This window comes from Pseudomonas nabeulensis, from assembly GCF_004682045.1.
GTDB lineage: Bacteria > Pseudomonadota > Gammaproteobacteria > Pseudomonadales > Pseudomonadaceae > Aquipseudomonas > Aquipseudomonas nabeulensis.
Genome location: NZ_QUZT01000063.1, coordinates 1 through 14,464 on the forward strand (window position 1 = coordinate 1; position 14,464 = coordinate 14,464).

At 59.6% G+C, this 14,464-nt stretch carries 14 protein-coding genes and 1 pseudogene; 5 read left to right on the forward strand and 10 right to left on the reverse strand.

Annotation, left to right across the window (positions count from 1 at the left end; translation table 11 throughout):
- Positions 1 to 52 precede the first annotated feature (52 nt).
- The 5 genes from DYL61_RS24980 to DYL61_RS25000 form a co-directional block, all read right to left on the reverse strand.
- Positions 53 to 445 (reverse strand): DMT family transporter, encoded by a 393-nt coding sequence (locus tag DYL61_RS24980; protein WP_135310552.1) that lies wholly within the window; start codon positions 443 to 445, stop codon positions 53 to 55.
- Entirely contained in the window at positions 442 to 822 is a 381-nt protein-coding gene (locus DYL61_RS24985) for a DMT family transporter (RefSeq protein ID WP_135287622.1), read from the reverse strand. The genes DYL61_RS24980 and DYL61_RS24985 overlap by 4 nt, the downstream gene beginning before the upstream one ends.
- Entirely contained in the window at positions 819 to 1,739 is a 921-nt protein-coding gene (locus tag DYL61_RS24990) for an arginase family protein (protein ID WP_135310553.1), read from the reverse strand. Before DYL61_RS24990 ends, DYL61_RS24985 begins: the two co-directional genes overlap by 4 nt.
- A 216-nt stretch (positions 1,740 to 1,955) precedes the next feature.
- On the reverse strand, positions 1,956 to 2,609 hold the full coding sequence (locus DYL61_RS24995) for a DsbA family oxidoreductase (RefSeq protein WP_135310554.1): 654 nt from the start codon (positions 2,607 to 2,609) through the stop codon (positions 1,956 to 1,958).
- Between the two features lie 44 nt (positions 2,610 to 2,653).
- Positions 2,654 to 3,673, reverse strand: a complete 1,020-nt coding sequence (locus DYL61_RS25000; RefSeq protein ID WP_135310555.1) for an alpha/beta fold hydrolase — start codon at positions 3,671 to 3,673, stop codon at positions 2,654 to 2,656.
- Positions 3,674 to 3,856: 183 nt separating this feature from the next.
- Between DYL61_RS25000 and metR the strand changes: the two genes are divergently transcribed.
- A complete protein-coding gene (metR, locus tag DYL61_RS25005; protein WP_105696387.1) occupies positions 3,857 to 4,774 on the forward strand; it encodes a transcriptional regulator MetR in 918 nt (305 codons plus the stop codon).
- A gap of 21 nt (positions 4,775 to 4,795) precedes the next feature.
- On the opposite strand, the gene DYL61_RS25010 is transcribed toward metR, so the two are convergent.
- Together DYL61_RS25010 and DYL61_RS25015 are read right to left on the reverse strand one after the other, a co-directional pair.
- Entirely contained in the window at positions 4,796 to 5,302 is a 507-nt protein-coding gene (locus tag DYL61_RS25010; protein ID WP_135310556.1) for a GNAT family N-acetyltransferase, read from the reverse strand.
- Positions 5,299 to 5,706 (reverse strand): NUDIX hydrolase, encoded by a 408-nt coding sequence (locus DYL61_RS25015; protein WP_135310557.1) that lies wholly within the window; start codon positions 5,704 to 5,706, stop codon positions 5,299 to 5,301. Before DYL61_RS25015 ends, DYL61_RS25010 begins: the two co-directional genes overlap by 4 nt.
- A 192-nt stretch (positions 5,707 to 5,898) precedes the next feature.
- Here DYL61_RS25015 and DYL61_RS25020 point away from each other — a divergent pair, with 192 nt between their 5' ends.
- Positions 5,899 to 10,059, forward strand: a complete 4,161-nt coding sequence (locus DYL61_RS25020; RefSeq protein WP_135310558.1) for a DUF6543 domain-containing protein — start codon at positions 5,899 to 5,901, stop codon at positions 10,057 to 10,059.
- Positions 10,060 to 10,104: 45 nt separating this feature from the next.
- On the opposite strand, the gene DYL61_RS25025 is transcribed toward DYL61_RS25020, so the two are convergent.
- Positions 10,105 to 10,377, reverse strand: coding sequence for a type B 50S ribosomal protein L31 (locus tag DYL61_RS25025; protein WP_135310559.1), 273 nt, complete (start codon positions 10,375 to 10,377; stop codon positions 10,105 to 10,107).
- Between the two features lie 189 nt (positions 10,378 to 10,566).
- Between DYL61_RS25025 and DYL61_RS25030 the strand changes: the two genes are divergently transcribed.
- Positions 10,567 to 12,186 (forward strand): FMN-binding glutamate synthase family protein, encoded by a 1,620-nt coding sequence (locus DYL61_RS25030; protein WP_135310560.1) that lies wholly within the window; start codon positions 10,567 to 10,569, stop codon positions 12,184 to 12,186.
- 16 nt (positions 12,187 to 12,202) lie between these two features.
- Positions 12,203 to 12,487 (forward strand): putative quinol monooxygenase, encoded by a 285-nt coding sequence (locus tag DYL61_RS25035; protein WP_135310561.1) that lies wholly within the window; start codon positions 12,203 to 12,205, stop codon positions 12,485 to 12,487.
- Between the two features lie 80 nt (positions 12,488 to 12,567).
- On the opposite strand, the pseudogene DYL61_RS25040 reads toward DYL61_RS25035, so the two are convergent.
- Together DYL61_RS25040 and DYL61_RS25045 are read right to left on the reverse strand one after the other, a co-directional pair.
- Positions 12,568 to 12,696 (reverse strand): annotated as a pseudogene (locus DYL61_RS25040) (glycosyltransferase); the annotation flags it as partial.
- Positions 12,693 to 13,067, reverse strand: a complete 375-nt coding sequence (locus DYL61_RS25045) for a GtrA family protein (RefSeq protein ID WP_135310563.1) — start codon at positions 13,065 to 13,067, stop codon at positions 12,693 to 12,695. The gene DYL61_RS25045 and the pseudogene DYL61_RS25040, both read right to left, overlap by 4 nt.
- Positions 13,068 to 13,293: 226 nt before the next feature.
- Between DYL61_RS25045 and DYL61_RS25050 the strand changes: the two genes are divergently transcribed.
- On the forward strand, positions 13,294 to 14,430 hold the full coding sequence (locus tag DYL61_RS25050; RefSeq protein ID WP_135310564.1) for an OpgC family protein: 1,137 nt from the start codon (positions 13,294 to 13,296) through the stop codon (positions 14,428 to 14,430).
- The last annotated feature ends 34 nt before the right edge of the window (positions 14,431 to 14,464 follow it).

A 14,464-nucleotide genomic window follows, 5' to 3' on the forward strand; every position in this document is an offset into this window, starting at 1 on the left:
CTGGCATTAGGGCAAGCTCCCTCCCACAGTTGAATGCATTCCAAGGCCTGAATCAGTTTTCTTCGCCCTCCGCCAACAGGGCAATCCCACCGATAATCACCGCCACTCCCACCCAGTGCAGTGGGCTGATATGTTCCCCCAGCCCCAGCCACGAACCCAGCAGCACCACCACAAACACCAGCGAACTCAGAGGAAACGCCAGGGACAGACTGCTGCGCCGCAGGATCAGCATCCACACGAAAAATGCGCCGATGTAGCTGGCAATCGCCGCCAGGATGCCTGGGTTGCGCGCCACATCACCCAACCATTGCCAGTTGAAATCCATCTGCCCCAGTTGATCCCCGGCCACTTTGGTAAACAGCTGGCCGGCGCTTTCGGTACAGATCAACAAAGCCCACAGCACCACGGTGCCCAAACGCCCATGCAGCCAACCCTGCGTACTCATGCCTGACTCCCCGCAATCGCCACCAGCATCACCCCTAACGTAATCACCAACGTACCCAGCCAACGGCGGCGGCTGACGGTTTCGCCCAGCACCACCTTGCCCGCCAACACCACCCCGCAATAGGCCAGCGCAGCGGCTGGGAACAACAGGCTCAGCGGTGCACGGGACAGGGCTTCGAGCCACACGAAAAACTCCACTGCGTAGGCGCCGATCCCGGCCCACAACAACGGCGCATTGAACACCTGGCCCCAGAACGCATTCAGGCGAAAGCCGCCTTCCAGCTCCGGCAAGCGGTCCAGGCCGAGCTTGAAACACAACTGGCCAATCACATCGAGCACGATGGAAAAGGCCACCAGCAACACCACGGTCAGGGTCACGGGAACAGCTCCTCAAACAGGTCGATCAGGGCTTCATTGGTGGCGGCATTGCGCTGCAAATCTTCGGCGCTCCAACGTTCGGGGGGCGGCTGGTCGGACTTGGCCTCCCAGCGCTTGAACGCGTTGCTGAACGCCGGCGTGGCGAACTCGCCGCACACGTCGATGCCGATGATGCGTTTACGCGCCGCCAGGGCTCGTAGCGCTTGCAACAAGTGGGTCAAGCGCATGCCACCCTGGTCCCAGTTGGTCGCCGCGTCCTCACTGGCCAGCACGTCTTTATCGATAGTGATCCAGATGGCCTCAGTGGGCAGGCTGGTGATCATCTCATCGAGGAAATGCGTCCAGTCCAACTGCGCCAGGTTGCGCCAGTGCAGGTGGTTTTCCTGCTGCTGGTGACCGGCGCCATCCCCTACCCGGCCCCAGACTTTCGACGGCGGATGCTGCCAGGGAAACAGCTGCAAATGCCCGCGCTTGAGCGCCCCCAGGTTGCCGCCGCGCAGTTGCGGGTTATGCAGGTCATCGCTGCACGGGCCCAGGGTGACGATGCGTTTGATCGCCGGCATCTTCAACGCCCGGTTGACCCACGAACCGCAGTGACGCTTGGGTGCAAAGCGTACCCAGTCGGGGTGGTTGTCGAAGTGGATCAGGCTGATCGGTTCTTTAAGGTCGGCAAGGAACGCCGGGGTGAGATGGTGATAGTCACCGGAGCCGACAAACAGGATTTCCGGCCGCGCATCCACTGGCCGCGGCCGCTTGGCCAGGCGTTCGGCGAAGGTCTTCCAGGTTTTTTCGGTGGACCACAGGCGCAGCCTAGGGCCCAGGTCCAACAGGTCGAGGCGCGTGGCCCGGCCGCTGGCCAACCGCCGGGCAATCGGCGCCTGGCCGGTGAGGCTGTGGTCGAGGTCAAGGATGTTCAAGGCGGTGTTCCCCTTAGGCTTTAAGGGGGCAATGCAAGGGACGGGCCAGCACTTATCTCAAGACCCATGCAGGGCAAATGTGGGAGGGGCGGTGCGACGATTCGACTTGCCCCCGATGACAGTGTGTCAGTCAAAGCTTTATCAACTGACCCACCGCCATCGGGGGCAAGCCCCCTCCCACAAAAAGCCCACACACATTACAAACCGTGGTCGGCTTCAGGATTTTGCGTCGTTGATAATCTGCCGAATCGCCCCCACGAACGCCTCGGCCGGCTGGCCGCCGCTCACGGCGTACTGGTCGTTGAACACAATGGTCGGCACCGAGCTCACACCACGGGACACCCACAGCTGCTCCTGCTCACGCACTTCGGCGGCGTATTCGTCGGAGGCGAGAATCTCGGCTGCACGCTTCAAGTCCAACCCGACGCTTTCGGCGATGATCGCCAACGTCGCGTGGTCGGAAGGGTCCTGGCCGTCGCTGAAATACGCCTTGAACAGTGCTTCCTTGAGGTTGTACTGCAAGCCTTCCAACCCGGCCCAATGCAACAGGCGGTGCGCGTCAAAGGTGTTGTAGATACGGCTTTGGCCATCCGTGCGGAAGGCAAAGCCCAACTCGGCGCCCATGTCGCGGATACGCGCACGGTTAGCCTGGGATTCCTCAGCGGTGGAGCCGTATTTTTCGGTGATGTGTTCGACGATGTTTTGCCCTTCGGCGGGCATGTTCGGGTTCAATTCGAACGGCTGGAAATGGATCTCGGCCTGGACTTCGGCGCCGAGTTGGTCGAGGGCTTCGGTCAAGCCGCGCAGGCCGATGATGCACCAGGGGCAAGACACGTCGCTGACGAAATCGATTTTCAGGGGAGTACTCATGGTGGGCAACCTCGCTGCTGCAAAGGTTGCACGATACACCAATGTCACAGCACCTTCGAAGGCTCGCCCAGGTCAATCTGCGCCCAGTGGGCCGCGTCTTCGCGATGGGCTTGCAGGTACGGCAACACCGCCGTGAGCAACGGTGCCTTGAAGGCCTCCTGGAAACGATGGGCCATGCCGGGAATCAACTTCAACTGGCTGCCCTGGATATGCGCCGCCAGGTGCACGCCGTGCATCACCGGCAACAGCGGGTCGGCAGTGCCGTGTACGACCAGGGTCGGTACGCGCAGTTGGTTGAGCAACGGCACGCGGCTCGGTTCGGCGAGGATCGCCATGATCTGGCGCTTTACGCCGTCCGGGTTGAAGGCGCGGTCATAGGACTGTGCCGCCTGTTGCAACAGGGCTTGGCGATCATCCTTCACGTTTGGGCTGCCCAACGCGGCCAGCAGATCGGCTTGCTGTTCCAGCGCCACCTCGCGATTGGGTGCGCTGCGCCGCGCCAGTAACTGCACCAATGCCGCAGTCGGGGCCGGCAGGCCTTCGGCGCCGGAGCTGGTCATGATCAGGGTGAGGCTCTCCACGCGTTGCGGCGCCATGGCGGCCAGGTGTTGAGCGATCATGCCGCCCATGCTTGCGCCCAGCACGTGAAATTGCCGGATCTGCAACGCATCCATCAGGCCCAGGGCGTCGTCGGCCATATCGGTCAGGGTGTAAGGCGCCGACACCGGCAGGCCGAGCTTGTAGCGCAGCACTTCAAACGTCAGGTTGGCACTGGCCGGCGCCTGGCGCCAGCTGGACAGGCCGACGTCGCGGTTGTCATAGCGGATCACCCGAAAACCCTGTTGGCACAGGGCGACGACCACTTCGTCCGGCCAGTGGATCAACTGTCCACCCAGGCCCATCACCAGCAACAAGGCAGGGTCGGACGCACGGCCGATACTCTGGTAGGCGATGCTCACCTGGGCCAGGTCGACCGTTTGGGTCGGGACATTGACATCACATCGAGAAGCCGCAAAGGACGGCAGGCCGAACAATAGAGCGGCCAGTAAAAGCAACACGCGCATGAAAAAACACCGAAACGCAGAACCCCAGTAGAGCGCGAGTCTGATGAAGTTTGTTCAAGCGCGCTGCCACAGTTCGATGACAGTTTGATGAAGAGTGCTCAGCGGTCATGGTCGACACAATCTGCAACATGAGACAAACTCACGCCATTCCTCTTCTTCACAAATTGTCTTCATGGAGAGCCCGTGCTCGAAATCCGCCATCTCAAGACCCTGCACGCCCTGCGCGAAGCCGACAGCCTGGTGGAAGCCGCCGAGCGCTTGCACCTGACGCAGTCGGCACTGTCCCACCAGTTCAAGGAGCTGGAAGAGCGCCTGGGCATGCCGCTGTTCGTGCGCAAGACCAAACCGTTGCGCTTCACCAGCGCCGGGCTGCGCCTGCTGCAATTGGCCGATGCCACCCTGCCCTTGCTGCGCGGCGCCGAGCGCGATATCGCACGGTTGGCCGGCGGCACTGCCGGGCGTTTACACATGGCCATTGAATGCCACAGCTGTTTCCAGTGGTTGATGCCGACCATCGACCAGTTCCGCGACGCCTGGCCGGAAGTCGAACTGGACCTGGCCTCCGGCTTCGCCTTCGCCCCGCTGCCGGCGCTGGCCCGTGGCGACCTGGACCTGGTAGTGACTTCCGACCCGCTGGAACTGCCGGGCATCACCTATGTGCCGCTGTTCACCTACGAAGCGATGTTGGCGGTGGCCAACCAGCACGCGCTGGCGAACAAGGCGTACATCGTGCCGGAAGACCTGCTGAGCGAAACCCTGATCACCTATCCGGTGGAACGTGACCGGCTGGATATCTTCACCCGTTTCCTGGAGCCGGCCGACGTGGAACCGGCGCAAGTGCGCACGTCAGAGCTGACGGTGATGATGATGCAACTGGTGGCGAGCGGCCGTGGCGTCTGCGGTATGCCGCATTGGGCGCTGCATGAATACAGCTCGCGCGGCTATGTGAAGGCCAAGCGCTTGGGCGAGAAAGGTTTGTTTGCAACGCTGTATGCGGGGATTCGCGCGGACATGCTGGATGCGCCGTATATGCGCGATTTCTTGCTGACGGCCAAGGACACGTCGTTTTCCACGCTGGATGGTGTCAGCGCCGTGCGCTGATCCCCCCTCCCACCTTGGATATCACGGGTCCCGCAATTCGCGCCACATGTGGATCTTGTCGAAATACTCGACCCCCACCCGCACGGCCAGCGGTTCCAGGCCGTATTGGATAAAACCGCAGCGTTGGTACAGCGCAAAGGCAGCGTCATTACCAGCGGTGACCGTCAGTTGGATCAACTTGAGGCGCGGCTGTTTGCGCGCCTCGCCCAACGCGGCCTCGACCAGCTTGCGGCCCAAGCCCTGTTGCTGATGAGCGGCATTTACGTACATGCCGAACAACGTCACCTTGTGCCGTGCCTTTTCCCGACCTTCAAACGCCAGGCCGACGATGCCAGCCAGTTCATCCCCGTGAAACGCGCCGAGCAACTGGTCCAAGGGGGTTGTGAGACGGTTTTCCCACCAACTCAACGGCATCGCCGCACGCTCGGCCACGCTGGAGGTAAACGCCTGGGGATAGACACCATAGGCCTCAAGCATCAATGCCCGGTAGGCCGTGGCGTCGTCGGCACCCAGCGTGCGAATGATCATGCCGTCTGCGATTCACGATAAAACGGCAGGATCAAATCCCGTGTCAACGGCGCCAACTGCAAACCGCCGTCACCCGCCGGGTCGATCCAGCGCACTTCCTCGATTTCGGCAGCCGGGCTCACAGTGACGTCGATGTTCACCTGGAACAATTCGGCCTCCACGGTAAAACCCGGTTCATTAACGGCCGGTGCGGAAAACTTGCCGAGGTAAACGGCGGCATCGGGGTCGATACGCAAATTGAGTTCTTCGTGCAGCTCACGGGCCAGGGCTTCGGCGGGTTGTTCTCCAGCATCGATCTTGCCGCCCGGTTGCATGAACGCCTGGGTGCCGCGCTTGCGCACCAGCAGGGTCTGGCCATCGCTGCCGATCAGCAGGGCAGCGGCAATACGAATTGTAGTGGACATGACATCAACGCCTGGGAAAAGTCGCCAAGGATCCCACGCACATCCGCTGCAATCAACCGAAGGGGCAGCGTTTATCGAGCGTTTCAATTCCGCACATACATGCACCGCCAGGCGCCCGTGCGCCAACCCCAGACTCGGCACTCCCAGTCATTGGGGCCTGCAGCACCCAGGCTCCCTTATGCGAGTACCTTCATGCAAATGCCCCTTCAACCGCCACACAATGACGACCCTAAGCCGCTCCAGGCCGGCAACGCGACACATGACCTTTCCTTGCCGGTGACCCTGCCCATCGTGCCGCCAGCGAGCCTGAGCGCAGACGAGCAACAGGCACACTTTATTCACGCACTGAGCAGGCTAAATACCCAAACCGATGAGCTGCTGCAGCAACAGCCCAGCATGGAGACGGTGTACCAACTGCAACTGGCCGCGATGTTTCCCGAGCTGGTGCGCCCTATCAATCCCAATCGAATTTTCTACACCCGCTACCGTGAAGCAGCGCAAAGCCAAACACAGTTACTGAGCAGTGAACCCTTTGGCTCGCTGCTTAACCGCTTACGTACGCCGGACGCCAACGCCTACCTTACCGAAGAGACCGGCGCCTTCTATCGGGAGGCACAGACACTGGATGCGGACAAGCGTCTCTCTGTGGCCGCCCCCATAGAAAGCTTGGCCAGCGCAATGGAAGTCGCCTTAACGGTGAAGCTCAACGCGTTTTGGCGGGATCGAAAAAACGCTCAGCCCAACGTCGAAGATCGCCTGATTGCCTTGCGCCGACAAGTGCTGGCCCATCAACTGGCATTGCACACGGTAGACGGTACGCTGTCGGCGGCAGGGCGAACGCTGGCAGACAACGTGTTGAAATACCCGACGGCGGCAGCACGTGAAAAAGTGTTCCTTCCCTTGCAACGGCCCAGCGTATGCCGACTGGCGCTGGCGGACGGCAGTCAGTTCGCCGCGGCGTTCATCATCAGCAACACCGCCGATCCCGTGCTGCTCTATACCCCCGGCGAGGGGTTCGAAGAATACGACAACCTGACGCAATTGAATCAGCGCGTGGCGGCCCGACTGCGTGAAAACGCATCGGCAGGCAAGCTGCTGGCTGCCGCCCTGCCGGCGACCGCACGCCAGACCGCCAACGACGCCCCTGTGTTGGCTGCCGATCCACCCGTCATCGAGGCCGATGTGATTGCAGACAGCGTCCGCTCGCTGCGGGTGCGGCAATACTTCAATACCCGGGCGCTCTTGCGTAAGTCGATACTTCCGGTAAGCGGCGAATTGGAGCAAGCCGCACACCTGGCCCCGCAGTTGGATACCGCCACTGCCCTTGCGGCGCGCAATCTGCAGCTGGTCAGGCCGCACGAGCCGGGGTGGTTGAAAGCTGCCAACCCACAGGACCAGGAACAGTATCGGCGCTATGAAGCGGCAATGATTGAAAGCAATGACACGCTCGTCCCCCTGCTTGAGAAGATTCTGTCACTGGTCACTTTTTCAGAAGATGAAGTCAGCAGGGTACTGAAACGACAAAAGCCGGAATATGCCCATGCCGACCTCGCCCCCTATCTAAGCCTGGTCAGGCTGCGCGTCACATCGTCAGCAGACGTCGAGGTGACGGGGTATCGCGATGAAAGCGCCGAGACGGTTTACATCAGCGAAGACCCGAACATCGATGTACCGCTCTTTTTGCACGAGCAAGTACTGACAAAGGGCAGATGGAGAACTAAACGCGTCGTGGACTTGCGCACGCTGGCAAGTTACGCGCGACGTAATGTAGACCCTTGGTCGCTGCATGAAGTACACAGGACAATCACCGCCACCGCCGAGCTTTTCGACCGTACCGGAGCGAGGGTCGGCAGGCTCAATGATGCCGATTTACGCACGCTCGCCCACGAGGCCGACATCGGTAAAACATACGACGAGTACCTCCGCTCAGCGTTTTCACCACGCGGCGATGGACGCGTTTTTGCCACCGCGTGGCAGCGGGCGAATGCGGCAAGAATGCGCAAGGAGGCGCTTGAAAGCCGCTTGAATCCTGCGATTTCCGACCTGTTTACATTCAAGACCCCAGGCAGTGGGTTGGACTGGATACATGCAATAACTCACTACCCCGATCCTTCAACTCGGCCCCAAGTCAGTACGCTGGATATCGAGGCCCACTTGTTGGTAATGGGCAGCGGTTTGGAGGGGGGCCGCGGCGGCCAGGTCATCAACGGCGTACTGGTCATTCAGCGAAAAGGTACCAAGGCAGGCGGCGTCTGCGTGCTCTATACCCCAGACGCCCCGGATAATGCGCCATTTCGCGAACTGGTGACCGGACTGGGGGAGCTGGACACGCTGAAGGCAAAACCGCAATGGCGCGCCTATTTCACCCGGCGGATGGCCACTCGCGATGCCCAGGAGCTGGCGCGGATTTTCAACGATACCCGCAGTGCGAATCGCTATACCCTGAGCCTCATTGCCAGTGACTTGCAGGCCTTCCTGTATTCGGCGCAACTGGGCTTCCAACTGGCACATGCCGACCACCGCTCACGCAGCAATGCACAAATTGCATGGGAATCGGCGGTGAACGCCTTTGTGTATGGTTTTGAAATTGCCGACGTCCTGACGGAGTTGCTGATGGTCAAAACCGTGCATGCGTTATTGCATCGCGCGGTCATCGGGGGGCTACGTCGGGCCCAAAAGCTGGGGCGCAGTATCCCGGGGCTGCTGGGTAAAAGCGCAGGGGCGCGCGCCACCAGCATCAAGGTTGCCAAGACCTCCATCCGTCCACTGGACCCCGCCTGGGTCAACGTCGCAGAGTATCGCTTACCTGATCACGTCGACGCGCTGTTTGACGTGGAGGCGTTTGCACAAACTCACCACTACAGGTTGTCGCGCAGTCTGGGCGCGCCCAGTTTTATAGACAGTCGCAACAATCAATTCATTGCCATGCGAGCGGATGACGGTCGCTATTACCTGTACCCGTCCTACGTGGAGGATGGCGCGCGCTATGTCAAAGACCCACTCGGCCTGAAACCGGACTTTATGGTGGTGCCCGGCGACGCAAAAAGTTGGAAGCCCCGCTTTGAACGCACGACACGGGGAGGAGGACCGGTGTTGAGTGCGCTGCGACCATTCACTGCCGAGCAGCAACTGGATGACGACCTGATCAGAGCACTCGGTGTCTATTCATCCTCTACGGAAAACCAACACTACGCAGAAGTTATCCAAGCGCTCAGCGGCTCGCAGAAACAAAAACTGCGTGATCAAGCCATAGAGCGGCTAGGCATCGATGAAGTCACTTTTCGTCGTATCGTTTCGGGTGACTACGACGTGCCTCATACGCCGGCATTACGCAACACGCTATTGGAGTTCAGGTTCGACACAAACATCTACCTGCACTTGAACAAGACCACCGAGCTCCTCTCCAATTACCTGACGCTCTCCCCGGCGGAGATGGAAAAACTCTTTATAAAAATAAAAAGGCTTATAGGAAAAAACGACGACTTTTCAAAACACATCCGGGCGTCGCTCAGCGTTATCGATCACGACACCGGTGCGCAGTTCGTGGGCTATGCCTTCACGCAGAAACAGATGAACAACCTCAAGAAATTCGACCAGAAGTTCAAGCTATCCACTTGGCGCAGTGAAACGCTCAATGCGTTCCTGGACGAAAAAGGACGCCGAGTCGTACTCGCAAAGATAGCGTCCGAAAAAAGAATAACGCCCGAGGATGCGCTGCAGCGTTTACTGACTGCCCCACAGATACAAGAAGCATTGAAGCAGTTTCGAATCGACAAACAAGAAGAACTGCTCAAAAGGCTGGGGGTCGTGTCCTTTTCAGATGAATTCAAAAAAGCCGGTATTCCCTATATTGCCGTGTCTTATGGCGACGCGACCGCAGCGGATACGGGCTTGAAAGTCGTCGACAGTATCAGCGTCGTGGCGTTTGAAAAAAACATCCCGCAGTTTTCAACGCCTTTGGAATTTCTGCCGTCGCGGGTCCCCACACACAAAGTTGAAAAACCGCTGCGCAAACCAGGAACACCGAGCGTTCCAGAACCCTCTGCGCCCAGCGACGCGGTGATCAACATCGTGAAACTGGATGAGCTGGCAGACGCGCAACTGGCATTGCTGCCCGCCAATGCCAAAACCAAAGTCGAAGAGATCATTCAGGATATTCAAGCCGGCCGCGTCAGCCGAAAAAAAATCGGCAACTACACGTATGTCGATCTGCCTCAACTGGATACCGGAACGGGCCGTGGCCGATGGCGTGTAGCCGTTGAAAAAACCGGAAAGGAGGACGCAAAAGACCTCTACGTCGTCAGGGGAATCATCGACTATCACGGCAGCAAGCCGAAAGTCTGGGGCATGTAGGCGTCTATGGCTCCAGCCAAGGCAACAGGGTGGAGCCTGTTTATGTCACACCTCGGTTTTTTTCGGGCTCGAGCCGAACGAAGCAAAACGCTTGTTGAAACCAGCGATCCGGCCTTCGACCTGGGTTTTGCGCTGCTGCCCGGTGTAGATGGGGTGCGAGGCGCTGGAGACGTCCAGCGGGATGTAGGGATAGGTATTGCCGTCGCTGTGCTGGTGAGTACGGTCACTGTCGGCGGTCGAGCCGATCAGGAAGAACACGTCGGCGGCCGTGTCGTGGAACAGCACGGTACGGTAGTCGGGATGGATTCCAGTTTTCATAGGGCCTCCGGGGCGGTTAGCTGTGAAACATGCGTTATACAGTAACACAAATCATGCACCCAAACGAGAACCGATTGCAATAAGGATAAGCTCGCAGCGTCTATGCCGAACATTCCCACAGGTTGTCTAGGGTTTCCTTACAGGCGCAGAATGGCGGATCGACCTCAGAGTCCGAACCAAGGAAACCGTATGAGCCTGTCCTTGTTAAGCCGCTACGCCTTCTTCGCCGTGTGCGTCATTTTCACCCTTGCCAGCCTCCCGTTTATTGAACACGAATGGCTGTGGCCCATCACCGTGGTCACCGGCGTGTTGAGTCTGATCGGTATCTTCGACCTGCTGCAAAGCCCCCACGCCGTGCGTCGTAACTACCCGATCCTGGGCAATATCCGCTACCTGGTGGAAGGTATCCGTCCGGAAATCCGCCAGTACCTGCTGGAGTCCGACAGCGACGCCCTGCCCTTTTCCCGGGCGCAGCGTTCGCTGGTGTATTCACGTGCCAAGAATGAAAGCGCGGACAAACCCTTCGGCACGCTGATCGATGTGTACCAGTCGGGCTTTGAATTTATCGGGCACTCCATGCGCCCGGCGCCCTTGAGCGACCCCAGCGCGTTTCGCGTGATGGTCGGCGGTCCGCAATGCAAGCAGCCGTACTCGGCATCGGTGTTCAATATCTCGGCGATGAGCTTTGGTTCGTTGAGCGCCAACGCGATTCGCGCGCTGAACCAGGGCGCCAAACTGGGCAATTTCGCCCATGACACCGGTGAAGGCAGCATCAGCCCTTACCACCGTGAAAACGGCGGCGACCTGACCTGGGAACTGGGTAGCGGCTACTTCGGCTGCCGCACCAGCGACGGCCGCTTCGACCCGGAACGCTTCGCGGTGCAGGCGCAAGACCCGCAAGTGCGCATGATCGAAATCAAGATGAGCCAGGGCGCCAAGCCAGGCCATGGCGGGATCCTGCCCAAACACAAAGTGACCAAGGAAATCGCCGAGACTCGCGGCATCATGATGGGCGAGGACTGCATCTCACCGTCGCGCCACAGCGCGTTTTCCACCCCTATCGAAATGATGCATTTCATCGCCCAACTGCGTGAGCTGTCCGGCGGTAAACCGGTGGGTTTCAAGTTTTGCCTGGGCCATCCGTGGGAGTTCATGGGCATTGCCAAGGCCATGCTCGAAACCGGCATCCTCCCGGACTTTATCGTGGTCGACGGCAAGGAAGGCGGCACCGGCGCCGCGCCTGTCGAGTTCACCGACCATATCGGCGTGCCGCTGCGTGAGGGCCTGCTGTTTGTGCACAACACCTTGGTGGGCCTGAACCTGCGCGACAAGATCAAGCTCGGCGCCAGCGGCAAGATCGTCAGCGCATTCGATATCGCCAGCGTCCTGGCCATCGGCGCCGACTGGGCCAACTCGGCGCGTGGCTTTATGTTTGCGATTGGTTGCATCCAGTCCCAAAGCTGCCACACCAACAAATGCCCGACCGGTGTCGCCACGCAAGACCCACTGCGCCAACGCGCACTGGTAGTGCCAGATAAGGCCCAACGCGTATTCAACTTCCACCGCAGCACCCTCAAGGCGCTGGCAGAGATGCTCGCCGCCGCCGGCCTGGACCACCCTTCGCAACTGTCGGCCAAGCATTTGGTGCGGCGCATGTCGGCAACGGAGATCAAGTTGTTCTCGCAGCTGCATGTGTTCCTCAAGCCAGGGGAATTGCTGACGGGCGAGGTGAATGGCGAGTTTTACTCGCGGATGTGGCAGATGGCGCGGGCCGATAGTTTTGAGCCTCAAGAAGTGAACGCCGCTTAACTTAAGGAGCCACACTGTGTTGAAAGTCATCGCCGAAGATTTCATCGAGCCCGAGCACTTGGAAACGGTGCGCGCGTGGTATGCCGAACTGGTGGAAAAAACCCTCCAGGAACCACTGTGCATCGCCTACGATCTGTTCATTGATCAAAAAGACCCCGGGCACTTTGTGTTTGTCGAGCAATGGCCTGACCAGGCCGCACTCGACACCCATTGCCAGACCGAACACTTCACCCGGCTGGTGCCACAGATCAACGCACTCCAGGCCAAGCCAGGCAGAGTGCTATTGATGGATGCGTTCTGAGTACAACCACTCTCCCCCGCTGAACCGGACCACCGACGGCATCGCTGAACAAGGAAATTCACATGCCGTTACTGGACCTCGCTGCCATCGTTGACGAATACGATCTCAACACGGTGCACCTGCAACGATGGTTCCCGACGCACCGCATGGTAAAAACCGACGACAGCCTTATCTTCATTGAACACCGGCACGATCAGTGAAAGGTTCATTGCCCGCTCCCGCGAAACACTATCAACCGGGATAACAGGAAACCGCACACCAGGCTCAGCAGCGAAAACACCACGACGGTGATAATCCCTGGCAAATGCCAGCGATCCGCCAGCCACCCCACCGCCAGGCTCAAAGCGCCCATGCACAGCATGAACTGCAGGTAGCGTCCCAACGAGGCTGGCAAGGCAAAGGTATAGAGGGCACTCACATAGAACGAAAAGGAGGCGGCCACGCAAAACGCCAGGAAGTTACTCGCCGTCTGGCTGTGCTCAAACGCCGTGCGAAACACAAAAAACAGCTGCCAATGGATCACCGTATTGGCGATACCAATCACCGTGTAGCTGGAGAACCCCTTCCACAGCCTGGGCATATCGTTATCCTGTTACGACGATCCAGCCCAGCAAACCACGGTGCTTCAAGCTCGTCTACTGTCAGAATTAACAGGTCCGCCTGATCAATCATTGAGACATTCAGTAATACCCAGCCTTTGCAATTGCTTACAAATACCGCCACCCTGCGCCCGCCCGACGTGCGGCGTACGACATCACGCGCATTCGCCTGTCATTACTAAACCTTTTGTTCAAGAGCCCGCTGCTATGCTGAACGGACGCGACCCACGCATCGACTTTTTTCGGGGCCTGGCGTTGATCTTCATTTTCTGGGATCACGTCCCCCACAACCCCCTCGGCCAGATCACCTTGCGTAACTTCGGTTTCAGCGATGCAGCGGAGGTGTTTGTATTCCTCGCCGGTTATGCCGCCGTGCTGGCCTACGGCAAGATTCTGCAACGTGACGGTTACTGGTTTGCCACGTTGAAAATCCTGCGTCGCGCCTGGGTGCTGTACGTGGTGCATATCTTCTTGCTGGCGATGCTGATGGGCATCGTGTTCTTCGCCAACAGCCATGTGGAAACCCGCGACCTCGTCGCGGAGATGGGCCTGACGCACTTCGTCACCCACCCACAGCAGGCGCTCACCGATGAGTTGTTGTTGCGCTTCAAGCCCAACCTGATGGACCCGTTGCCGCTGTATATCGTGCTGCTGGCAGGCTTGCCGCTGGTGCTGCCGATGATGCTGCGCAAGGCGTGGGCCGTGGTCGCCGTGTCCACGACAATCTATTTGCTGGCGCCTTGGATGGGCTGGAACCTGCGCGCCATCGCCGATGGCGTTTGGTACTTCAACCCAGTGACCTGGCAACTGCTGTTCGTGCTCGGCGGCGCGGCGGCGCTTTACAGCAGCAAAGAACGTCCAGTGGACACCCGACCGCTGAGCCGTCAGCCGCTGTTCATCGCTGCCGCACTCTACGTCGTGGTGGCCGGGGTGATCACGGTGTCCTGGCGCTGGCCAGAAATCCACGATGCGGTCATGCCCTACCTGATCAGCGAACTGATCTACCCCATCAGCAAGACGGACCTGTCTCCGGTGCGCCTGGTGCACTTCCTCGCGCTGGCGTATGTCACCGCCAAGCTATTGCCTGGCGCCGGCTGGACCCGCAATTGGCTGGCCGGACACGTCTGCCAGATGGGCCGCTACTCGCTGGAAGTGTTTTGCCTCGGCGTGGTGCTCGCCCCGTTGGCTGACATGCTCAATGCGATCATGGGCGACGCGTTGACCATGCAACTGCTGACCGCCACCGCGGGCGCGATATTGATGGCCGGATTGGCCGCCTGGCTGGAGTTCAACAAGCGCCTGAACCAACGCGCGCCAGCACCCGCGCCTGCGCTAAATAGGTAGCGCCCAGCCACAGGCACGGGGTGATTCCATCTGC